Source organism: Paracoccus sp. PAMC 22219, from assembly GCF_000787695.1.
In the GTDB taxonomy this organism is placed as follows: Bacteria; Pseudomonadota; Alphaproteobacteria; order Rhodobacterales; family Rhodobacteraceae; genus Paracoccus.
This window is the reverse complement of sequence record NZ_BBPH01000069.1, coordinates 23045-45465: the sequence shown is the minus strand read 5'-3', so window position 1 is coordinate 45465 and position 22421 is coordinate 23045. Positions and strand designations below refer to the sequence as shown.

Below are 22421 nucleotides of genomic sequence, written 5' to 3'. Positions count from 1 at the left end.
AGACGCCCGAGATCATCGAGGCCATCGAGATCAGCAGGATATAGGGGAACGTGATCCGGCCGTATTCGACCGCCAGGTCGAACCTTTCGTCCCCCGCGAACCCCGACGCCATCAGCCAGACCAGCCCCGGCATGAAGATCATCGCCACCGCCGACAGCGCCAGCACCGTCAGGAACAGCCCCGAGAACGCCTCGCGCGCGAAACGCTGCGCGTCGTCGGGGTCTTCCAGCTTTTTCGAGAACATCGGGATGAAGGCGGTGTTGAACGCGCCCTCGGCGAAGAACCGGCGGAACATGTTGGGCAGGGACAGCGCGATCAGGAACGCTTCGGCCACCGCGCCCGTGCCCAGCCAGGCGGCCATCAGGATGTCGCGCACGAAACCCGACGCGCGCGAGATCAGCGTCCATAGCCCGACGGAGAGAAACCCCCGCACCAATCCGGATTTCATGCCTGTTCAGCCTCGGCCCGTTTCACGCCGTCGGCGATCGCCGTGCGCAGTTTCTTTTCCAGCCCGTCGCGTTTCGCAGGCTGTGCAGCTTCAGGCCGAACATGTCCTTGACATAGAAGCTGTCGACCACCTGCGCCCCATAGGTCGCAATGACGGCGCTGACAATCTGGATGTGGTTCGCGGCCAGCGTCCGCGTCAGGTCGTACAGCAGGCCAGGGCGGTCGCGGGTGTCGACCTCGATGATGGTATAGATGTCGCTGCCTTCGTTGTCGAAGGTGATGTGGGTCGGGAACTTGAATTCGCGGTTGCGCTTTTTCGGCTTGTCGCGGCTGGCGAATGCCTCGCGGGCGACGATTTCCCCCGCCAGCGTGCGCAGGATGGTCTGGCGCAGCTTGGGCAGGCGATCTTCGGCAAAGGGGTGGCCTTCGCTGTCCTGGACCCAGAACACCGCGGTCGCATAGCCGTCGCGCGTGGTATAGGTCCGCGCGTCCACCACGTTCGCCCCGGTCAGCGTCAGCGCCCCGGCCAGCCGCGAAAAGATGCCCGGATGGTCCGACAGGACAAAGGCCGCGCGGGTCGCGTCGCGGTCGGGATCGGCGCGCAGGTCGATGCGGATCTCGTCCGCGCCAAGGCCCGACAGAAGGTCGGCAAAGACGGCTTGGGTCTGAGTCTGCAGGCCCGACCAATAGGCGTCGTAATGGCGCCCCAGTTCGGCACGAATGGTGCGGGCGTCCCAGCTCTTGGCGATCAGCAGATGGCGCAGGGACCGCTTGGCCTCGGTCTGGCGGCGGTCGCGGTTCAGCTCCTCCAGCCCGTTTTCCAGGGCGGCGGCGGTTTCCTGGTGCAACTGGCGCAGCAGGGCGGCCTTCCAGTTGTTCCAGGTGCCGGGGCCGACGCCGCGGATGTCGCAGACAGTCAGCACCAGCAGCATGTCCAGACGCTTGCGCGTCTTCACCGCCTTGGCGAAATCGCGCAGGGTGCGCGGGTCGCTGATATCGCGTTTCTGGGCGACGTCCGACATCAGCAGGTGATGGCGCACCAGCCATTCGACCGTGTCGATGTCGTCCTGCGCAAAGCCGAACCGCGCCGCGATCCGCCGGGCGATTCGGGCGCCCAGGATCGAATGATCCTCGGGGCGGCCCTTGCCGATGTCGTGCAGCAGGGTCGCCAGGTACAGGACGCGCCGGTTCACGCCCGCGTGGATGATCTCGGATGACAGGGGCAGGTCTTCGGGATGCTCGCCGCGTTCGATCTCGGCCAGGGCGGCGACGCATTGGATGGAATGTTCGTCGACGGTATAGTGGTGATACAGGTTGAACTGCATCATCGCCACGACGGGTTCGAATTCCGGGATGAAGGCGGCCAGCACGCCCAATTCGTTCATGCGGCGCAGCGCGCGTTCGGGGTTCCCGTGCCGCAGCAGCAGGTCCATGAAGATGCGGATCGCCTCGGGGTCGGACTGCACCTTGTCGTCGATGCGGTTCAGGTTCGCGGCCACCAGGCGCAGCGCCTCGGGGTGGATCAGCACGCCGGTGCGCAAAGCCTCCTCGAACAGGCGCAGGATGTTCAGCGGGTCGGCCAGGAACGTCGCTTCGGATTCGTAGGAGAGGCGTCCCTGCTGGTCGATGAACCCGTCGCGCATCTTTCGGCGCCTGCGGAAGATGCGGCCCAAGAATGGTGCGGTGCGGACGTGGCGCGTCTCCAGTTCCGTCAGGAACACGCGGGTCAGCTCTCCGACGCGGGTGGCGTGGCGGAAATAGTCCTGCATGAAATACTCGACCGCGCGCCGAGCGGTGGTGTCGACATATCCCATGCGGCGCGCCACCTCGACCTGCATGTCAAAGGACAGCACGTCCGACGGCCGCCCCGCGATCAGGTGCAGGTGGCTGCGCACGGCCCACAGGAAATCCTCGGCCTGCCAGAAGGCCAGATGCTCGTCGCGGGTGAAGACGCCCAGATCGACCAGCTCGACCGCGCGGTCCACGCGGTGGATGTATTTCGCGATCCAGTACAGCGTCTGCAGGTCGCGCAGGCCGCCCTTGCCCTCCTTGACGTTGGGTTCAAGGACATAGCGCTGGCCGCCCTGGCGGGTGTGGCGCGCGGCGCGTTCCTCCAGCTTGGCCTCGATGAATTCGGGGATTGTGCGTTCGAACAGCTCCGCCCACAGGCGGGTGCGCAGCTCTTCGGCCAGGGGGGCGTGGCCGGTGACCAGGCGGTGTTCCACCAGCGAGGTGCGGATCGTCATGTCGGCCGCGCCAAGGCGCAGGCAGTCGTCCACGCTGCGGATCGAATGGCCGATCTTCAGCTTCAGATCCCACATCATGTACAGCATTGATTCGACGACGCTTTCGGCCCAGGGGGTGATCTTCCACGGCGTCAGGAACAGCAGGTCCACGTCGGACGAGGGCGCCATTTCGGCTCGGCCATAGCCGCCGACGGCCAGCACGGCCAGGCGCTGCGTCTCGGACGACGACTGCTGGGGATGCAGGCGGGTGGTGGCGACGTGGTGGACCGCGGTGACCAGCGCGTCGGTCAGCATGGCGATGGCGCGCACCGTCTCGCGCGCGGCGCGGGGATGGGTGGCAAAGGCGGCCTCGATCACCTCCATCGTCACGGACCGCGTCAGGGTCAGCATCGCCACGGTCTGCGCGCGGATCTGACGGGGGTCGGTGGTCCCCGCCAGCTGCCGGTCCAGGCGGGCCAGCAGCTGGTCGGTGTCCAGGTCGGGTCGGGCCGCGACGATGGTCATCTGTCGGTGCGTCCGGCCTCGGTCACGACCCCAGCCCGCGCGAATTGCGCGGCGCGGGGTCCAGAACGACCAGCTGGCCGCCGCGGATGGTGGCGACCGCCAGCCCGCGCTGGACGGTGCCGTCGCGCTGCAGGCGGAAGATGCCGCCGACTCCGGTAAAGCCCGCGCGCTGCGTCAGGCCCGTCGTGGTCAGCGCATTGCGCTGTCCGTTGCGCACCAGAGAGGAGATCGCCGCCACACCGTCATAGGCCAGCGAGGCCAGCTGGTGCGGCGCCTCGCCATAGGCACCGGCATAGCGGGCCTCGAACTGACGCTGCAGGGTCTGGTCGGGGATCGCGAACCACCCCTCGGCCAGCTGCGGCATGCCGAGGCGCGACGACGGCTGGTCCCACCGGGTCAGGCCGATCATTTGCGTGCCGGGCGACCGGACCCCGGCCGCGGCCAGCTGTTCGGTCAGATAGGGCAGCACGGCCTGGTTGTTGGCGGTCATGAACACCGCGTCGATCGACCCCGACGTCGCGGCCTGGGTGATGCGCGGCACCACCCCGTCCACGCCCGAGATCGAGACCGGGTGATCCACCCGGCCCGCCATGCGGGCGCCGTTGCGGGCGATGGCGGCCTCGATCGCGCGGCCGCCCAACTGGCCCGCCACGTCGTTTTCCGCCACGACCAGCACGTTGCGCTTGTTCTGCGTCATGCCGTATCCGACCAGCCGGTCGGCCACGTTCTCGAAGCTGTTGCCCAGGATGAAGACGTTGCCGCCCGCGACCTGGGTGTTGTTGCTGAAGGTCAGCACGTTGATGTTGCGCGCCTTCATGGCATTGCCGACGGCATTGGCGCCTTCGGCGAACAGGGGGCCCAGCACGATCTGCGCGCCTGCGTCTGCGGCGGCATTGGCCTGCGCGACGGCGCTTTCGGTCGATGCGCCGCTGTCATAGACGCGCAGGTCGATGGTCGCGCCCTGCGCGTCGGCCGCGGCCATGCGGGCCGCGTTCTTGAGGCTGCGGGCCAGCCATTCCAGGTCCTGCGACCCGGTCCCGCCCGGCGCCAGCAGCGCCACGCGCACCGGTTCGGACGGGTCGATCAGGGGTCCGGTCTCAGGCCCGCTGGCCTGGTTGGCGCCGCCGGTCGGTTCGCATGCCGCCAGGAACAGGGCCGATGCGATGGTCGCCGCCTTCAGAAGGACATGGCGCAGACCCGCAGGCCGGGTTGTGGCGAAGGCTGACATGTGAAACTTCCCTGCTTTATGTTATGACGCGCGCGGATGGCGGCAGCCTATGTCCTGTCTTTGCGATTGGCAATCAGCGCCGGCCCCGTGCGGGCCGGAACCGGAGGCAGGATGACCGACCGCCGCGACACCCCAAACCCTGGGCCAAACCCCGCGCAGGAACCCGCCCGCCGGCTGACCGCCCATGTCGAGGCCGCGCGCCTGGACCCCGGCCTGTACCTGGTGGCGACCCCCATCGGGGCGGCCCGCGACATCACGCTGCGCGCTTTGGACGTGCTGAACAGCGCCGACATGCTGGCGGCCGAGGATACGCGCGTGCTGCGCCATCTGATGGACATCCACGGGGTGCCGCTGCGCGGGCGGCGGATCCTGTCCTATCACGACCACAACGGCGACCGGGCGCGTCCCGCCCTGCTGGCGGCGTTGTCCGAGGGGGCCAGCGTCGCCTATTGCTCGGACGCGGGCACGCCGCTGGTGGCCGATCCCGGCTATCGACTGGCGCTGGACGCGGCAGAGGCCGGGGCGCGGGTCCATGCGCTGCCGGGTCCGTCGTCGGCGCTGGCGGCACTGTCGCTGGCGGGGCTGCCAAGCGACCGGTTCCTGTTCCTGGGCTTTCCGCCGCCCACCCAGTCCGCCCGCCAGACCTGGCTGCGCCGCTGGATGGCGGTCGATTCGACGCTGATCCTGTTCGAGAGCCCGCGCCGCGTGTCCCGCACGCTGGAGGATCTGGCCCTGATCGACCCTGCCCGCATCACCGTCATCGCCCGCGAGCTGACCAAGAAGTTCGAGGAGGTGATCCGCGGCACCGCAGCCGACCTGTCCGCCGACCCGCGCATGGCCACGCTGAAGGGCGAGGTGGTGATGGTGCTGGACCGCCCATCCCCGGTCGAGATGGACGAGGACCGCGTGCGCGCCGTCCTGACCGCGCATATGCGCACCATGTCCGTCAAGGACGCCGCCCGCGAGGCCGCGCAGGAACTGGGCTTGCCACGCCGCGACGTCTATCAGCTGGCGCTTGGACTGGCCGATCGTGACTGAGCCGGGCGGCATGCGCGTGGGCCGGGGCCGCGTGGCCGACCTGTCCGGCCGCATGGCCGAGGAGGCGGTTCTGCGCCTGTACCTTCAGCGCGGCGTGCAGGTGCTGGCGACCCGCTGGCGCGGGCAGGGGGCCGAGATCGACCTGATCGTGCAGGACGGCCCTGATCTGGTCTTCGTCGAGGTCAAGGCGTCGCGCAGCCATGCTGACGCCGCCCTGCACCTGCTGCCCGCACAGATGCACCGGATCACCCAAGCCGCGCTGGAATACTGCGACCGCCACGGCATCGGAGAGGTCGCGATGCGTTTCGACGTGGCGCTGGTTGACGCCACGGGCCGGGTCGAGCTGATCCCCAACGCCTTCGGCGAGGTCTGACGCAGTCTTGCATCCGGCCCGGCGGCGGGCCACAACATCACCGAAATTCAGGAGGGCCCCATGAGCCTCTACGTCGCCTTGCAGATGGACCCGATCGAGGATGTCTCGATCCACGCCGACAGCACCTTCCGCATCGGCCTGGAGGCCGAGGCCCGCGGCCACCGGCTGTTCCAGTACACCGTCGATCAGCTGCGCTATGACGAGGGTCGCATCGTCGTGCGCGGCCGCCCCGTCACCCTGCGCCGGGCCGAGGGCGACCATGTCACCTTCGGTGACTGGACCGAGGTCGAGGCCGGCGATTTCGACGTGATCTGGCTGCGCCAGGACCCGCCCTTCGACATGGGTTACGTCACCTCGACGCATCTGCTGGACCGGGTGCACCCTGCCACGCTGGTGGTCAACGACCCGTTCTGGGTCAGGAACTGTCCCGAAAAGCTGATGGTGCTGGATTTTCCCGACCTGACGCCGCCCACGATGATTGCCCGCGACCCGGCCGCCTTCAAGGCGTTCCGGGCGCGGCACGGAGAGATCATCGTCAAGCCGCTGTACGGCAATGGCGGCGCGGGGGTGTTCCACCTCAAGCCCGGCGACCCGAACCTGTCGGCGTTGCTGGAGACCTTTGCGGGCATCAACCGTGAACCGATGATCGCGCAGAAATATCTGCCTGCCGTGGTCAAGGGCGACAAGCGCATCATCCTTGTCGACGGCGAACCCGTGGGCGCCATCAACCGCGTCCCGCAGGAGGGCGAGGCCCGGTCGAACATGCATGTCGGCGGGCGCGCCGAACAGATCGGCCTGACCGAGCGCGAATACGAGATCTGCACCCGGATCGCCCCCGTCCTGCGCGAAAAGGGCCTGATCTTCACTGGCATCGACGTCATCGACGGCTGGCTGACCGAGATCAACGTGACCTCTCCCACCGGCATCCAGGAGCTGGAGCGGTTCGACGGCATCAACGCCGCCGAGGCCATCTGGGAGGCGATCGAGCGGCGCGTGGCCGCCAAGGGCTAACCCCCCGCGACGAAGGGCAGGCGATAGCTGATCGCCTCGGCCAGGTGGCGGGTCAGGACGTGGTCCGACCCGTCCAGATCGGCGATGGTGCGCGCGCTGCGCAGGATGCGGTGATAGCCGCGCGCCGTCAGGCCAAGTTTCTCCGACGCTTGAGGATCAGCGCGCGCCCGTCCGCATCGGGCGCCGCGATCACGTCCAGCAGCGGCGGGGGCGCGTCGGCATTGACCGTCACGCCGGGATGGTCGCGAAACCGGTCCGCCTGCACCGCGCGTGCCGCCGCCACGCGGGCGGCGACGGTGGCAGACGTGTCGCCCGCCGGCAGGTCCAGATCATGCAGGCTGACGCCCGGCACCTCCAGCCGCAGGTCGAACCGGTCCATCAGCGGCCCTGATATCTTGCCCAGATAGCTGTCCCCACAGACCGGCGCGCGCGAACAGGCCCGGCCCGGATCGGCCAGATAGCCGCAGCGGCACGGGTTGGCCGCCGCGATCAGCAGGAACCGGCAGGGATAACGGATATGCGCGCTGGCCCGGCTGACGAAGACCTCTCCGGTCTCGACCGGCTGGCGCAGGCTTTCCAGGACCTTGCGGTCGAATTCCGGCAGCTCGTCCAGGAACAGCACGCCGTTATGGGCCAAGCTGATTTCGCCGGGCTTGGCCTTGGGGCCGCCGCCGACGATGGCCGGCGAGGATGCGGTGTGATGCGGGCTTTGGAACGGGGCACGGCGCGAGATCTGGCCGTTCTTCAGCAGGCCCGCCACCGAATGGACCATCGACGTCTCCAGCGCCTCGCGCGCGGTCAGGGGCGGCATCAGGCCGGGCAAGCGTGCCGACAGCATGGACTTCCCCGCGCCGGGCGGGCCGACCATCAGCAGGTGATGGCGCCCCGCTGCGGCGATCTCCAACGCGCGCTTGGCGCGTTCCTGGCCGCGCACGTCGGACAGGCACAGGGGGTGAGGACCGTCGACGACCTGGCCGGGGCGGGCGGGCGCGATGGGGGCGCGGTCGGTCAGGTGATCGACCACGGCGCGCAGGGTGTCGGCGGCCAGCACCGGGACCTGTTCGATCCACGCAGCCTCGGGTCCGCAGGCGCGGGGGCAGATGAGGGCACGGTCGTCATCCGCGGCGGCCACGCCGGCGGGCAGGGCGCCCGCGACCGCGACCAGCCGCCCGTCCAGCGCCAGTTCCCCAAGCGCCACGCAGCGCGCCAGTTCGTCCCGCGGCACGATGTCCAGCGCGGCCAGCACCGCCAGCGCGATGGGCAGGTCGAAATGCGACCCCTCCTTGGGCAGATCGGCGGGCGACAGGTTCACGGTCAGCCGCTTGTTCGGCAGGGCGATGGCCAGCGCGCCAAAGGCCGCGCGGACGCGTTCCTTGGCCTCGCTGACCGCCTTGTCGGGCAGGCCCACGATGGAAAAGCCGGGCAGGCCCGCGGCCACGGCGCATTGCACCTCGACCAGGCGGGCCTCGATGCCTTCGAAGGCCACGGAATAGGCGATGGCGACCATGTTACCCCTCGGTTGTCCCGGAATGGTTAACGGCAGCGGCGTTAAGGAAGGGTTAACGGGCGGGCTTTCCTTGCGGCAGCGGCCCCGCGTCGCTATCTGGGGCGCAGGACCGATGGGGGTGGCGCATGCAGGGCAAGCGGATATTGCTGATCGTGGGCGGCGGAATTGCGGCCTTCAAGGCGCCGGCGCTGATCCGGCTGCTGCGCGCTGCGGGCGCGTCGGTGACGCCCGTGCTGACATCTGCGGGCGCGCAGTTCACGACGCCCATGACCTTGTCCGTGCTGGCCGGAGAGCCGGTGCACGACACGCTGTGGGATCAGGGCGCCGAGGCCGAGATCGGCCATATTCAGCTGTCGCGGCAGGCTGATCTGGTGGTTGTGGCCCCTGCCACCGCTGACCTGATGGCCAAGATGGCCCACGGGCTGGCGGGTGATCTGGCATCGACCCTGCTGCTGGCAACCGACAAACGCGTCCTGATCGCGCCGGCGATGAACGTGCGGATGTGGGACCACCCCGCGACGCAGCGCAACCTGGCCACGCTGCGCGGGGACGGCGTGCTGATCTTGGGTCCGGACGAGGGCGACATGGCCTGCGGCGAATACGGACCCGGTCGGATGGCAGAGCCGGAGGCCATCGTGGCCGCGATCCGCGCTGCGCTGACAGGCGGGCCGTTGACGGGGCGGCATGTGATCGTGACCTCGGGGCCGACGCATGAACCGATCGACCCGGTGCGCTACATCGCCAACCGCTCCAGCGGGGCGCAGGGGGCGGCGATTGCCGCGGCCTTGCGCGACCTGGGGGCGCGGGTCAGCTTTGTCACCGGCCCGGCATCCGTGCCCGCGCCGCAGGGCGTGGACGTGATCGCGGTGGAAACGGCGCAGCAGATGCGGGATGCGGTCGCGGCGGCGCTGCCAGCGGATGCGGCGGTGATGGCGGCGGCGGTGGCCGATTGGCGCGTGCTGAACGGCAGCGACCAGAAGATCAAGAAGACGGGCGACCTGCCCAGCCTTCAGATGGCCGAGAACCCGGACATCCTTGCGTGGATCAGCCGCGACGCGCGCGCCCGCGCCTGGTCGTGGGGTTCGCTGCGGAAACGCAGGACGTGGTGGCGCATGCAACGGTCAAACGGTTGCGCAAGGGCTGCGACTGGATCGTGGCGAACGATGTCAGTCCCGCGACGGGCATCATGGGCGGCAGCCACAATACCGTCACGCTGATCACCGAAGGTGGCGCCGAGGACTGGCCGCGGATGGACAAGCACGCCGTGGCGGCCCTGTTGGCCGCGCGCATCGCAGAGGCACTGGCATGAGAACCTATCTGGACTGGAACGCCACCACGCCGCTGCGCCCCGAGGTCAAGGCCGCGATCACCGAGGCGCTGGAGATTTCGGGCAATCCGTCATCGGTCCATACCGAGGGGCGGGCGGCCAAGATGGCGCTGGAGCGTGCCCGCGAGCAGGTCGCCGTGGCCCTTGGCGCGGACGGGGCGGACGTGGTCTTTACCGCCGGCGCGACCGAGGCTGCGGCGATGGTGCTGGGACAGGGCGGGCATCACTGCGCGCCGGTGGAACACAGCGCCGTCAAGGTCTGGTGCGAGGCCGATCTGGCGGTCGACGGCGATGGCATCGTCACCGTCACCGACCCCGCGCGGACCAGCCTGCAGCTGGCCAACAACGAGACCGGCGTGATGCAGGACCTGCCGCAGGGGCTGCATAGCAGCGACCTGACGCAGGCCTTCGGCAAGGTGCCGATGGCGTTCAATTGGATGGGCGTGACGGCGGGCTTCGTCAGCGCGCACAAGCTGGGCGGGCCCAAGGGCATCGGCGCGCTGATCCTGAGGAAGGGCACCGACCTGCCGCCGCTGATCAAGGGCGGCGGGCAGGAACAGGGCCGCCGTGCGGGGACCGAGAACCTGATCGGCATCTTGGCCTTTGCTGCCGCCGCCACCGCCGCGCAGCGCGATCTGGACGCCGGGTTGTGGGATGCGGTCCGGGAACGGCGCGACGCGCTGGAGGCGCGGATCTGCGACATCGCGCCCGGCGCGGTGATCGTGGGAAAGGCAGCCCGCCGCTTGCCGAACACGACATGCCTTCTTACATCGGGTTGGAAGGGCGAAACCCAGGTCATGCAGATGGATCTGGCAGGCTTTGCGATCTCGGCGGGGTCCGCCTGTTCGTCCGGCAAGGTCCGGGCCAGCGGTGCCCTGCAGGCGATGGGATTTGACGATCAGCTTGCGCAATCGGCGATCCGGATCTCGATAAGCCCCGCTGTTGGGGACGATCAGATCAACCGATTTGCGGATGCCTGGGAAAAGGCGTATTCACGCTGGCGCGACAGGAATGGACCGACCGCGGCCATTTGAGGAAAAGGACTGAAGGATGACGGACATCACCGATCTTGACGTGCGCGAAGGCGTAGACCGGGAAACGGTCGAGACTGTCCAGAACATGGGCAGCTACAAATACGGCTGGAACACAGAGATCGAGATGGATTACGCCCCCAAGGGCGTGAACGAGGATATCGTCCGTCTGATCTCGAAGAAGAACCAGGAACCGGAATGGATGACCGAATGGCGGCTGGAAGCCTATCGCCGTTGGGTCACCATGACCGAGCCGAAATGGGCGATGCTGAATTATCCCGAGATCGACTATCAGGACCAGTATTACTACGCGCGCCCGAAGAGCATGGAAGAAAAGCCCAAGTCGCTGGACGACGTGGACCCCAAGCTGCTGGCGACCTATGACAAGCTGGGCATCCCGCTGCGCGAGCAGATGATCCTGGCCGGTGTCGAGGGCGCCGAGGACGCGCCCGCCGAGGGTCGCCGAGTGGCCGTGGACGCCGTCTTTGACAGCGTCAGCCTGGGCACGACCTTCAAGGACGAACTGGCCAAGGCCGGCGTGATCTTCTGTTCGATCAGCGAGGCGATCCGCGAGCATCCCGAACTGGTGCGCAAGTACCTGGGCTCGGTCGTGCCGCAGTCGGACAACTATTTCGCGACGCTCAATAGCGCCGTGTTCTCGGATGGATCGTTCGTCTACATCCCGCCCGGCGTGAAATGCCCGATGGAACTGTCGACCTATTTCCGCATCAATGCGGAAAACACCGGACAGTTCGAGCGCACCCTGATCATCGCCGACAAGGGCGCGCATGTCAGCTATCTGGAGGGCTGCACCGCCCCCAAGCGCGACACGACGCAGCTGCATGCCGCCGTCGTCGAGTTGGTGATCCTGGAAGACGCCGAGATCAAGTATTCGACCGTCCAGAACTGGTTCCCGGGCGACGAGAACGGCAAGGGCGGCATCTACAACTTCGTCACCAAGCGTGCCGATTGCCGGGGCGACCGGGCCAAGGTGATGTGGACGCAGGTCGAGACCGGATCGGCGATCACCTGGAAATACCCGTCCTGCATCCTGCGTGGGAACGAGAGCCAGGGCGAGTTCTATTCGATCGCCATCGCCAACAACTGGCAGCAGGCCGACACCGGCACCAAGATGATCCACCTGGGCAAGAACACCCGCTCGCGGATCGTGTCCAAGGGCATCTCGGCCGGTCAGGCGCAGAACACCTATCGCGGGCTGGTCACGATGCACCCGCGCGCCACGAACAGCCGCAACTATACCCAGTGCGACAGCCTGCTGATCGGCGACAAGTGCGGGGCGCATACCGTGCCCTATATCGAGGTCAAGAACAGCAGCAGCCGCGTGGAACACGAGGCCACGACCAGCAAGGTCGACGACGACCAGTTGTTCTATTGCCGGTCGCGCGGGATGGACGAGGAAGAGGCCGTGGCACTGGTCGTCAACGGGTTCTGCCGCGAAGTGCTGCAGGCGCTGCCCATGGAATTCGCCATGGAGGCGCAGGCGCTGGTCGCGATCTCGCTTGAAGGCTCGGTGGGCTGATCATTCCGGCCGGGCCAACGGGCCCGGCCACCATAGATGCGGCGCCCCGGTGGCGCCTTTGCCGTTTGAGGGAAATATGCTGAAAATCAACAACCTGCACGTCAAACTTGAAGACGAGGACAAGCAGATCCTGAAGGGTCTGACGCTGGAGGTTCCGGCCGGAGAGGTCCATGCGATCATGGGTCCGAACGGGTCGGGGAAATCCACGCTGTCCTATGTCCTGTCGGGCCGCGACGGCTATGAGGTCACCGACGGCAGCGCCACGCTGGACGGCGAGAGCCTGCTGGACATGGAGCCCGAGGAGCGTGCGGCCGCAGGCCTGTTTCTGGCGTTCCAGTACCCGGTCGAGATTCCGGGCGTCGGCAACATGACCTTCCTGCGCACCGCCGTGAACGCGCAGCGCAAGGCGCGCGGCGAGGCCGAACTGACCGCCGGAGAGTTCCTGAAGGTCGTGCGCGCCAAGGCGGCCGAGCTGCAGATCAGCCCCGACATGCTGAAGCGCCCCGTCAACGTGGGCTTTTCGGGCGGCGAGAAGAAGCGCAACGAGATCCTGCAGATGGCCATGCTGGAACCCCGCATGTGCATCATGGACGAGACCGATTCGGGTCTGGACGTGGACGCCATGCGCCTGGTGTCCGAGGGCGTGAACGCACTGCGCAGCGAGGGCCGCAGCTTTCTGGTCATCACCCACTATCAGCGCCTGCTGAACCACATCAAGCCGGACGTGGTCCATATCATGTCCAACGGCCGCATCATCAAGTCGGGCGGCCCGGAACTGGCGCTGGAAGTCGAAGAGAACGGCTATGGCGACCTGTTGGCGGAGGCCGGCTGATGTCCGAATCTGCCGTTCAGGAAATCCAGACCCCGCAGGTCATGGGCGCACCCAAGCCCGCCAACGCGCTGGACGCGCGGCTGGCCGCGCTTGACCTGCCCGCGGGCGGGTTCACCGCCGCCGCACGCGCCGATGCGCTGTCGCGGCTGCGGTCCACGGGCCTGCCTGGCCCCCGCGACGAATACTGGCGCTATACCGACCCGCGGCCGTTCAATGCGCCCGAGCCGCAGGCGCTGGCCATCGATGCCGGGGTGGAATCGCCCCTGTTCGCCGCACGCGACAAGCTGACGCTCGTCTTTGTCGACGGCGCGTTCGACGCTGCCGCATCGGACGACCTGTCGCTGGAGGGGATCGAGATCGCCACCCTCGCGCAGGCCGATCGCGCGGGCGACCATTGGGCCGCCGATCTGTACGGCACGCTGGAACTGGCGGGCCAGACCCCGGTCAAGCGTCCCTTCGCGGCGCTGAACACGGCCGTCGCGGCCGACGGCCTGCTGATCCGCGTGACCGGCAAGCCCTCGCGTCCGGTGCATGTGCTGCACCGTCGCGGGTCGGACAGCGCGGATGCCATCTGGCATCACGTCATCCGGATCGAATCGGGGGCCGAACTGACGCTTTTGGAAAGCGGCATGGTCGGCGCACGGTCCAACGGCATGATCGAGGTCGATCTGCTGCCGGGCGCCACGCTGCACCATATCACCGCCAAGCGCGCGATCGACCCCAAGGTCGGCCTGTCGCACCTGTTCGCCCGCGTGGGCGAGGGCGCGGTGCTGAAAAGCTTTGCGCTGGTCGTGAATGGCACCACCATGCGCCACGAGGCGATCGTGGACATGGTCGGCGACGACGCCGTGGCGCATGTCGCGGCGGCGGTTCTGGGCGACGGCAATGTCGGCCCGTTCCACCATGACGACACCGTCTTCGTGACCCATGGCGCGCTGCGCGGCGAAAGCGTCAGGTGTTCAAGAAGGTCCTGAAGAACGGCGCCACCGGTGTGTTCCAAGGTAAGATCCTGGTCAAGAACGGCGCGCAGAAGACCGACGGCTATCAGATCAGTCAGGCCTTGCTGCTGGACGAGGCCAGCCAGTTTCTGGCCAAGCCCGAGCTTGAGATCTATGCCGACGACGTCAAGTGTTCGCACGGGTCCACGACGGGCGCGATCGACGAGGGGGCGTTGTTCTATCTGCGTTCGCGCGGGGTGCCCTATGACCGGGCCATCGTGTTCCTGGTTCTGTCCTTCCTGGCCGACGCCCTGTCCGAGGTCGAGGACGAGAGCCTGCGCGAAGAGATCAACGAACGGCTGGATGCGTGGCTGACCGACCGCCCGAACGGATGACCGGTCCGCGCGGCGGGATGGTGCTGCGCGTGCTGGAAAGCTGGTGGGCCCCGCGCCGCGTGGTGCGGGGCCTGTCGGCCATGCCCGACAGCACGCTGCTGGTCGTGCTGATGCTGGCCATGCTGATCACGCTGGTCGGTCAGGCGCCGGGCCTGTCGCGTGCGGCGCAGCTGGACCCGTCGATCCCGCTGGACGCGCGGATCGGGGGTGCGGCCCTTGGCACCATGTTCATGATGCCGCTCGTGGCCTATGCCGTGGCAGGGTTGACCGGGCTTCTCAGCCGGGCGACCCCGTGGCGGCTGGACCCGCGCCATGCGCGGCTGGCGCTGTTCTGGGCGCTGCTGGCGGTGGCGCCCGCGACGCTGCTGGGCGGGATGGTGGCAGGGCTGATCGGCCCGTCCCCCGCGCTGACCCTGACCCGCACCGTGGCGGGCGCGGGATTCCTGTTCATCTGGGGCGCCGGGATCGCGGCGCTGGCGAGACGCAAATGACCTTCGACGACTTCAAGGCGCTGACGCGCCAGACCCTGCGCAATCCCGAACAGGCGGCCCGCTGGTTGATCGACCAGGGTTGGCCGATGCAGGTGCGCTGGATGGCGCTGGTGCTGGCGGTGTCGCTGTCGGGGCTGCTGGCCTATGCCTCGACCCTGCTGTTCCCGCTGCCCGCGGACGAGGGTGCGGCGGTCTTTTCGATCAGCCGACAGCCGCTGGTCCTGGCCGGGATGCAGCTGGTCGCGATCGTGGTTGGCGCGGGCCTGATGGCCGGCGTCGGGCGCATGTTCGGCGGCCATGGGCGGTTCGAGGACGCGCTGCTGCTGACGGTCTGGATCGAGGTGATGCTGCTGATCGTGCAGTTGGCACAGATCGTGCTGTCGCTGGCCCTGCCGGCACTGGCGGGGATCCTGGGGATCATCGCGGTCGCGCTGTTCCTGTGGCTGACGGTGCAGTTCACCAAGGCCCTGCACGGCTTCACCAGCGGCCCCAAGGTGCTGCTGGTCATGTTCGGCACGCTGCTGGTCATGGGATTCGTGCTGTCGTTCTTCATGGCCGCGCTTGGCCTCATGCCGGAGATGCCGCAATGACCTTTGACGTCAACGTCGTCCGCGCCGATTTCCCGATTTTGTCCACGACGGTGAACGGGCGGCCGCTGGTCTATCTGGACAACGGCGCCAGTGCGCAGAAACCCCGCGTCGTGATCGACGCAATCAGCCGCGCGTACGAGGGCGAATACGCCAACGTCCATCGCGGCCTGCATTACCTGTCGAACCTTGCGACCGACAATTACGAACGCGTCCGCGGCATCATCGCGCGGTTCCTGAACGCGCCCGCGGTCGACGAGGTGATCTTTACCAGCGGCTCGACCGAGGCGCTGAACCTGGTCAGCTATGGCTGGGCCGCGCCGCGCCTGCAGGCGGGCGACGAAATCGTGCTGTCCCTGCTGGAACACCACGCCAACATCGTGCCGTGGCATTTTCTGCGCGAACGCCAGGGCGTGGTGCTGAAATGGGTCGAACCCGATGCCGACGGCAGCCTGCCGCCGGAAAAGGTGCTGGCCGCGATCACGCCGCGCACGCGGATGCTGGCGCTGACGCATATGTCGAACGTGACCGGAACGGTCGTGGACATCGCCGCGATCCGTCGCGGCACCGATCTGCCGATGGTCGTGGACGGATCGCAGGCCGCGGTCCACATGCCGGTGGACCTGTCCACGCTTGGCGCCGATTTCTACTGCATCACCGGGCACAAGCTGTACGGCCCCTCCGGGTCGGGCGCGATCTGGATCCGCGCCGACCGTCAGGCCGAGATGCGGCCCTTCCTGGGCGGCGGCGACATGATCCGCACCGTCAGCCGCGACACCGTCACGTATAACGACCCGCCCCTGCGGTTCGAGGCGGGCACGCCCGGCATCGTCAACCAGATCGGCCTGGGCGTCGCGCTGGAATACATGATGGGCCTGGGGATGGAGAACATCGCCGCCCATGAACGTGCCCTGCGCGACCACGCCCGCGACCGCCTGCGCGAGTTGAACTGGCTGCAGGTGCAGGGCGATGCGCCGGGCAAGGGCGCGATCTTTTCCATGACGATGGACGGGGCGCATGCGCATGACATGTCGACCATCCTGGACAAGAAGGGGATCGCGGTCCGCGCCGGCAGCCATTGCGCCATGCCCCTGATGGAGCATCTGGGAATCAACGCCAGCGCCCGCGCCAGCTTTGCGATGTACAACACGCAGGCAGATGTGGACGCGCTGGTCGAAGGATTGATCTTCTGCCGCGAGCTTTTCGGCTGATTCTTGCAAAGATTTCCAAGGTGTCGAAGAATGCCCGATAAATCTTGCCGGACGCCGGGAATGTCTGCATCCCTGACCCATCATCAGCGATGGGGGCAGCAATGGCCGAGGTTCTGGTTCTGGGTGCGGGTATGGTGGGTGTCAGCACCGGGCTGGCCCTGCAGGCGCGCGGGCATGACGTCACCATCATCGAACGCGGCGTGCCGGGGCGGGAAACCAGCTATGGCAATGCAGGCCTGATCCAGACCGAGGCGGTCGAGCCCTATGCCATGCCTCTGTCGCCCGGCGCGCTGTTCCAGATCGCCCTGGGGCGCGGCTATGACGTGAAATGGACGCCGCAGGGGCTGTTGTCGCAGCTGGGCGCGGTGGCGACCTATGCGTTGAATTCGCGGCCAGCCGCACACAGGCGCGCATCGGTGACGTGGGGCAAGCTGATCCGCCAGTCGACAGACCGCCACGGCCCGCTGATCGCGGCCTCGGGCGCCGACAACATCATCCGCCGCAACGGCTATATCGAGATTCACCGCACCCCCGCCAAGATGGAGGTTGCCCGCAAGACCGCAGACCGTTTCGCGACCGAATTCGGCGTGCAGGCCCGCCTGATGACCGGCGCGGAGCTGCGCGCGATGGAGCCGTCCATCCGCATCGAGGTCGAGGGTGCGACCCATTGGTCAGACAGCTGGAACTGTGCCGATCCGGGCGGCCTGGTGGCCAGCTATGCCGCGCTGTTCCAGAAGAATGGCGGGCGCATCGTCAACGGCGACGCGGGCGATCTGCACCGTCACGGCGCGGGTTGGCGCGCGGACGAGGCCACGGGCGAACACGCGGTGATCGCGCTTGGGCCCTGGTCGCCGATGCTGACGCAGCGGTTCGGCCTCAAGGTGCCGATGGTGTTCAAGCGCGGCTATCACAAGCATTACCACATGGAGCTGCCGCCCCATCACCCGATCGCCGATTTCGGCAATTCGGTCGTGATGTCGCCCATGCGTCGCGGCCTGCGCATCGCCACCGCTGCCGAGCTGACCCCCCATCCGCGCCTGTCGCCGCCGCAGCTGCGCCACGGCGAAAAGGCCGCGCGCGAGCTGTTCGACATCGGCGCCGCGGTCGAGGCCGAGCCCTGGACCGGCCGCCGCCCCTGCATGCCCGACATGCTGCCCGTCGTGGGTCGCGTGCCGGACCAGCCGAACCTGTGGGCGCATTTCGGCCACGGGCACCAGGGCTTCACCCTCGGGCCCGTCACGGCGGAAATCCTGGCGGATGAGCTCTCGGGCGGCGAGGGCTGGGCGGAACTTCAGCCGGCGCGTCTCAAACGCGGTTGAAACCGGGGGGCTGCCATCACATCTTGAGGGCAACTCCGAACGGATCAGGAACCTCATGGGTCACAACAACACCAACGCGCCCGTGATGCGCGTTCCCGAAGTGACCCGCCCCAAGCTGGAGGGCGGGAAGCGCTTTGTGCTGAAAAGCGAATTTGAACCGGCGGGCGATCAGCCCACGGCCATTGCCGAACTGGTGGCCGGCGTCGGCGCGGGCGAACGCGACCAGGTGCTGTTGGGGGCCACGGGGACGGGCAAGACCTTCACCATGGCCAAGATCATCGAGGCGACGCAGCGCCCGGCGATCATCCTGGCGCCCAACAAGACGCTGGCGGCGCAGTTGTACGGCGAGTTCAAGGGGTTTTTTCCCGACAACGCGGTCGAATACTTCGTCAGCTACTACGATTACTATCAGCCCGAAGCCTATGTGGCCCGCAGCGATACCTATATCGAGAAGGAATCGCAGATCAACGAGGCCATCGACCGGATGCGCCACAGCGCCACGCGGGCGCTGCTGGAGCGCGATGACGTGATCATCGTGGCATCGGTCAGCTGCATCTATGGCATCGGCTCGGTCGAGACCTATTCGGCGATGACCCAGGACATGGTCGTGGGCGACAGCTATGACCAGCGCGAGTTCCTGGGCCAGCTGGTGGCGCAGCAATACAAGCGGCTGGATACCAGTTTCCAGCGCGGTGCCTTCCGCGTGCGCGGCGATCTGGTCGAGGTCTGGCCTGCCCACCTTGAGGACCGGGCCTGGCGGTTCGATTTCTTTGGCAACGAGCTGGAGGCGATCACCGAGTTCGATCCGCTGACCGGGGTCAAGACCGACAGCTTCAAGCAGATCCGCATCTATGCCAGCAGCCACTATGTGACGCCGCGCCCGACGCTGCAGCAGGCCATCAAGGGCATCAAGCAGGAACTGGCCATGCGCCTGAAGCAGCTGACCGAGGAGGGCAAGCTGCTGGAGGCGCAACGTCTGGAGCAGCGCACCGCATTCGACATCGAGATGCTGGAGGCCACCGGCGTCTGCAACGGCATCGAAAACTACAGCCGCTATCTGACCGGGCGCGCGCCGGGCGAACCACCCCCCACGCTGTTCGAGTTCATTCCGGACACCGCCATCGTCTTTGCCGACGAATCGCACGTGTCCGTGCCGCAGATCGGCGGCATGTATCGGGGCGACTTTCGGCGCAAGTTCACGCTGGCGGAACACGGGTTCCGCCTGCCGTCCTGCATGGACAACCGACCCCTCAAGTTCGAGGAATGGGACGCCATGCGGCCCCAGTCGGTGTTCGTGTCGGCCACGCCCGCGCAATGGGAGATGGACCAGACCGGCGGCGTCTTTGCCGAACAGATCATCCGTCCCACCGGCCTTCTGGACCCCAAGATCGAGATCCGGCCCGTCGAGATGCAGGTCGACGACCTGTTGGACGAGGTGCGCCGCGTCACCGCCGCCGGATACCGCACGCTGGTCACCACCCTGACCAAGCGCATGGCCGAGGATTTGACCGAATACCTGCACGAACAGGGCATCAAGATCCGCTATATGCACAGCGACATCGACACGATCGAGCGGATCGAGATCCTGCGCGATCTGCGCCTTGGCGCCTTCGACGTGCTGGTGGGCATCAACCTGCTGCGCGAGGGGTTGGACATTCCCGAATGCGGGCTGGTGGCGATTCTGGACGCCGACAAGGAGGGCTTCCTGCGGTCCGAGACGTCGCTGATCCAGACCATCGGCCGCGCCGCCCGGAACGAGGATGGCCGCGTCATCATGTATGCCGACCGCATCACGGGCAGCATGGAACGCGCGATGGCGGAAACGGAACGTCGTCGCGAAAAGCAGATCGCCTATAACGAGCTGCACGGTATCACCCCCCAGACCGTCCGCAAGAACGTCGAGGATGTGCTGGCCGGCCTGTGGCAGGGCGATACCGACCAGTCGCGCGTCACCACCCGCGTGGACAAGCCGATGGTGGGCGCGAATCTGGCCGCCCATCTGGACGCGATGCGGACCCAGATGCGCAAGGCCGCCGAGAACCTGGAGTTCGAGGAGGCCGCCCGCCTGCGCGACGAGGTCAAGCGGCTGGAGGCGGTGGACCTGGCGATCTCGGACGATCCGATGGCGCGGCAATCGGTGATCGAGGAGGCGGCCGAGGCCGCCGTCAAGTCATCGGGACGCTCGACCGCCGGGCGCGCGGGTCAGCGAGGCGGCAACAAGCGGTCCAAGCGCGGCCGCTAGCTGCATTCCACCCGGGCGATCCAGCCCTTGGCGTCCAGGAACATGGTCAGGCGCGCGGGATTGAAATCGCGCGTCATGACGCCTTGGGTATGCACCTCGCGCTTGCGCAGGTTCGGGGGCAGCAGCACTTCGCCGATGTTGCGCCCGACCAGGGCCTGGTGCTGGGACAGGTCGCACTGACGGGCGTCGACGTCATAGGGGCTGCCGGCGCAGGCCCCCAAGGCCAGCATCAGCAGCGACGCGCGAAGGGCCGGGTGGCGAAAGGGGGTCATGATCACGTCTCTCTCATGTGACAACGGCGTGTTGGAATGCCAACGTGGACCATGTTCAGTTGTTCCGGTGGCAAGAAAATGAAACATACGGTTCTGGTGGCGATGGTGGCATTCTGGCCGGCCATGGCGCAATCCTCGACGGACGAGGCATGGGCCGAATTACGTGACCGCACGGTTGCGGAATGCACGCGCGTTGCACAACATGCCGCGCCTGATGCCGATCTGTCCGTGACGCCGAACGAATACGGCACGGAAACCCACGCGCTGGCGCTGGTCGTCACGACGCTGCCGGACCTGCCTGCAGAGCTGTCGGTCTGCCTGCTGGACAAGCAAAGCGGCGCGGCCCAGCTGAGCGTGCCGTTTTCCGATCTGCCCGACGCCCTGCAGCCGTGAGCTGCGTCGGCGTGACCGGGGCAGGGGGCTTGATCCGCCGCCCGGATTTCGCGATACAGCGGACAGTCAATCCGAAGGATATTCCATGCCCGTGCGCATCTATCAGCCCGCCCGCACCGCGATGCAGTCCGGTACCGCCAAGACCAAGGGCTGGGTGCTGGAGTTTCCGCCCGCCGACGCGCGCGAGGTCGATCCGTTGATGGGCTGGACCAGCAGCGGCGACACGCAAAGCCAGGTGCGCCTGCGGTTCGACACCCGCAAGCAGGCCGAGGATTACGCCCGCGATCACGGCCTGGAATTCGTGGTGCAGGAACCGCACCGCCGCGGCACCAACATCCGCCCCCGCGGCTATGGCGAAAACTTCGCCACCGACCGCCGCGAGCCTTGGAGCCACTGAGGCCGCACCCGTCATCGACACGCATTTCCTGCTGACCGCCCCCGGGCGGTCATCTGCATTTGAGGGACATCCCATGACCGTCACGCATCTTGTCACCCATTCCGGCGGCTTCCACGCGACGAGGTCCTGTCCTCTGTCATCCTGACCCGGCTGCATCCGCAGGCGCGGATCCTGCGCACGCGCGACGCCGACTGGATCACGCCTGCGGAAGGGCGGATCATCTATGACGTGGGCCGCGATTTCGATGCCGCGCGGATGATCTTTGACCACCACCAGAAATCGCCGCCGCTGCGCGATGACGGCCAGCCTTACAGTTCGTTCGGGCTGATCTGGCGGCAGTTCGGGCGCGACTATCTGGCCGCGCTGCAGGTGCCCGCGTCGGATGTCGACGCGATCCATGCCGGTATCGACGCCGACCTGGTGCTGCCCATCGACCTGGTCGACAACGGCGCGCTGTCGCCGACCGGGCCGCTGGCCGACCTGTCCCTGCCGATGCTGCTGGAGAGCCTCAAGCCCGTCTTCGACGACCGTAGCGCTGATGCGGATGACCGTGCCTTTGCCGGCGCGGTGACCATCGCGCGCGCCTTTGTCGAGGCCGCGGTGGCCCGCAAGGCCGCCAAGCACCGTGCCGAGGCCGTGGTGATGGCCGCCATCGCCGCCGCCGGCGACGGCCGCGTGCTTGAGCTGCCGATGGGAATGCCGTTCCGATCGGCGATCACCGCGGCCGGTGCCGACCATCTGCTGTTCGTGATCCATCCCCGCGAGACGGACTGGGCCCTGACCGGCATCCGCCGCGACGCCGACGGCTTCACCCTGCGCGCTGATCTGCCCGAGGCCTGGGCCGGTCTGACCGACGCCGCGTTCGAGGCCGCATCCGGCGTCCCCGGCGCGCGCTTTTGCCACAATGCCCGCTTCATCGCCGTCGCCGCCGATCGCGAAGCGGCTTTGCGGCTGGCGGACCTTGCGGTGACGGCAAGCGCCGTGTGACTTTCAGGCGATACCTCGTCACCCTGCAGTTCGGTCACTGCGGGGTGGCGGGCGGCACGCAAAGCTGAAGAATGTCGCCTGCATGCGAATATCGAGTGGGGAGAA

At 67.5% G+C, this 22421-nt stretch carries 16 protein-coding genes and 5 pseudogenes; 16 read left to right on the top strand and 5 right to left on the bottom strand.

The genetic code is table 11. The annotated features are described in order from the left end of the window. The 3 genes and pseudogenes from murJ to TY51_RS08420 form a co-directional block, all read right to left on the bottom strand. Positions 1 to 448, bottom strand: a 448-nt coding sequence (murJ, locus tag TY51_RS08430; protein ID WP_304413099.1) for a murein biosynthesis integral membrane protein MurJ, incomplete at its 3' end; no start/stop codon positions are given. Then, a pseudogene (locus tag TY51_RS08425) lies at positions 445 to 3197 on the bottom strand ([protein-PII] uridylyltransferase). The gene murJ and the pseudogene TY51_RS08425, both read right to left, overlap by 4 nt. 22 nt (positions 3198 to 3219) lie before the next feature. Continuing rightward, on the bottom strand, positions 3220 to 4425 hold the full coding sequence (locus tag TY51_RS08420; RefSeq protein WP_042248281.1) for a penicillin-binding protein activator: 1206 nt from the start codon (positions 4423 to 4425) through the stop codon (positions 3220 to 3222). 111 nt (positions 4426 to 4536) lie between these two features. Here TY51_RS08420 and rsmI point away from each other — a divergent pair, with 111 nt between their 5' ends. The 3 genes from rsmI to gshB are packed head-to-tail and all read left to right on the top strand — an operon-like array spanning position 4537 to position 6847. Next, the gene (gene rsmI / locus TY51_RS08415) at positions 4537 to 5463 is read left to right on the top strand and encodes a 16S rRNA (cytidine(1402)-2'-O)-methyltransferase (protein WP_081994810.1); all 927 of its coding nucleotides are present in this window, start codon (positions 4537 to 4539) and stop codon (positions 5461 to 5463) included. A gap of 10 nt (positions 5464 to 5473) precedes the next feature. Then, positions 5474 to 5836, top strand: coding sequence for a YraN family protein (locus tag TY51_RS08410; RefSeq protein WP_042248278.1), 363 nt, complete (start codon positions 5474 to 5476; stop codon positions 5834 to 5836). Positions 5837 to 5896: 60 nt separating this feature from the next. Continuing rightward, positions 5897 to 6847 carry a glutathione synthase gene (gene gshB / locus TY51_RS08405; RefSeq protein ID WP_042248275.1) on the top strand — a complete coding sequence of 317 codons (951 nt, stop codon included), beginning with the start codon at positions 5897 to 5899 and terminating at the stop codon, positions 6845 to 6847. Here the strand turns inward: gshB and TY51_RS08400 are convergent. After that, a pseudogene (locus TY51_RS08400) lies at positions 6844 to 8354 on the bottom strand (YifB family Mg chelatase-like AAA ATPase). The gene gshB and the pseudogene TY51_RS08400 overlap by 4 nt on opposite strands. Positions 8355 to 8479: 125 nt before the next feature. On the opposite strand from TY51_RS08400, the pseudogene coaBC reads away from it, so the two are divergent. The 10 genes and pseudogenes from coaBC (at position 8480) to uvrB (ending at position 20267) form a co-directional block, all read left to right on the top strand. Beyond that, a pseudogene (gene coaBC, locus TY51_RS08395) lies at positions 8480 to 9663 on the top strand (bifunctional phosphopantothenoylcysteine decarboxylase/phosphopantothenate--cysteine ligase CoaBC). Continuing rightward, positions 9660 to 10715 (top strand): cysteine desulfurase family protein, encoded by a 1056-nt coding sequence (locus TY51_RS08390; protein ID WP_042248270.1) that lies wholly within the window; start codon positions 9660 to 9662, stop codon positions 10713 to 10715. Before coaBC ends, TY51_RS08390 begins: the two are co-directional and overlap by 4 nt. A 16-nt stretch (positions 10716 to 10731) precedes the next feature. Then, the gene (sufB, locus tag TY51_RS08385; protein WP_042248268.1) at positions 10732 to 12252 is read left to right on the top strand and encodes a Fe-S cluster assembly protein SufB; all 1521 of its coding nucleotides are present in this window, start codon (positions 10732 to 10734) and stop codon (positions 12250 to 12252) included. Between the two features lie 76 nt (positions 12253 to 12328). Beyond that, positions 12329 to 13084, top strand: a complete 756-nt coding sequence (sufC, locus tag TY51_RS08380) for a Fe-S cluster assembly ATPase SufC (protein WP_042248266.1) — start codon at positions 12329 to 12331, stop codon at positions 13082 to 13084. Between the two features lie 41 nt (positions 13085 to 13125). Beyond that, positions 13126 to 14417, top strand: a pseudogene (locus tag TY51_RS08375) (SufD family Fe-S cluster assembly protein). Beyond that, positions 14390 to 14908: a hypothetical protein gene (locus TY51_RS08370; RefSeq protein ID WP_231558971.1), complete on the top strand. Its 519-nt coding sequence runs from the start codon at positions 14390 to 14392 to the stop codon at positions 14906 to 14908. The pseudogene TY51_RS08375 and the gene TY51_RS08370 overlap by 28 nt, the downstream one beginning before the upstream one ends. Beyond that, a complete protein-coding gene (locus tag TY51_RS08365; protein WP_042248264.1) occupies positions 14905 to 15498 on the top strand; it encodes a Yip1 family protein in 594 nt (197 codons plus the stop codon). Before TY51_RS08370 ends, TY51_RS08365 begins: the two co-directional genes overlap by 4 nt. Next, positions 15495 to 16706, top strand: coding sequence for a cysteine desulfurase (locus tag TY51_RS08360; RefSeq protein ID WP_042248261.1), 1212 nt, complete (start codon positions 15495 to 15497; stop codon positions 16704 to 16706). Before TY51_RS08365 ends, TY51_RS08360 begins: the two co-directional genes overlap by 4 nt. A 101-nt stretch (positions 16707 to 16807) precedes the next feature. Further along, the gene (locus TY51_RS08355; RefSeq protein WP_042248258.1) at positions 16808 to 18025 is read left to right on the top strand and encodes an FAD-binding oxidoreductase; all 1218 of its coding nucleotides are present in this window, start codon (positions 16808 to 16810) and stop codon (positions 18023 to 18025) included. A gap of 55 nt (positions 18026 to 18080) precedes the next feature. Beyond that, positions 18081 to 20267: an excinuclease ABC subunit UvrB gene (gene uvrB, locus TY51_RS08350; protein WP_042248256.1), complete on the top strand. Its 2187-nt coding sequence runs from the start codon at positions 18081 to 18083 to the stop codon at positions 20265 to 20267. Here the strand turns inward: uvrB and TY51_RS08345 are convergent. Continuing rightward, positions 20264 to 20545: an I78 family peptidase inhibitor gene (locus TY51_RS08345; RefSeq protein ID WP_042248252.1), complete on the bottom strand. Its 282-nt coding sequence runs from the start codon at positions 20543 to 20545 to the stop codon at positions 20264 to 20266. The genes uvrB and TY51_RS08345 overlap by 4 nt on opposite strands. Before the next feature lie 72 nt (positions 20546 to 20617). On the opposite strand from TY51_RS08345, the gene TY51_RS08340 reads away from it, so the two are divergent. The 3 genes and pseudogenes from TY51_RS08340 (at position 20618) to TY51_RS08330 (ending at position 22316) form a co-directional block, all read left to right on the top strand. Next, positions 20618 to 20932, top strand: coding sequence for a hypothetical protein (locus TY51_RS08340; protein ID WP_042248249.1), 315 nt, complete (start codon positions 20618 to 20620; stop codon positions 20930 to 20932). A gap of 85 nt (positions 20933 to 21017) precedes the next feature. Then, a complete protein-coding gene (locus TY51_RS08335) occupies positions 21018 to 21329 on the top strand; it encodes an ETC complex I subunit (protein WP_042248244.1) in 312 nt (103 codons plus the stop codon). Positions 21330 to 21402: 73 nt separating this feature from the next. Continuing rightward, a pseudogene (locus TY51_RS08330) lies at positions 21403 to 22316 on the top strand (MYG1 family protein). Positions 22317 to 22421 lie beyond the last annotated feature (105 nt).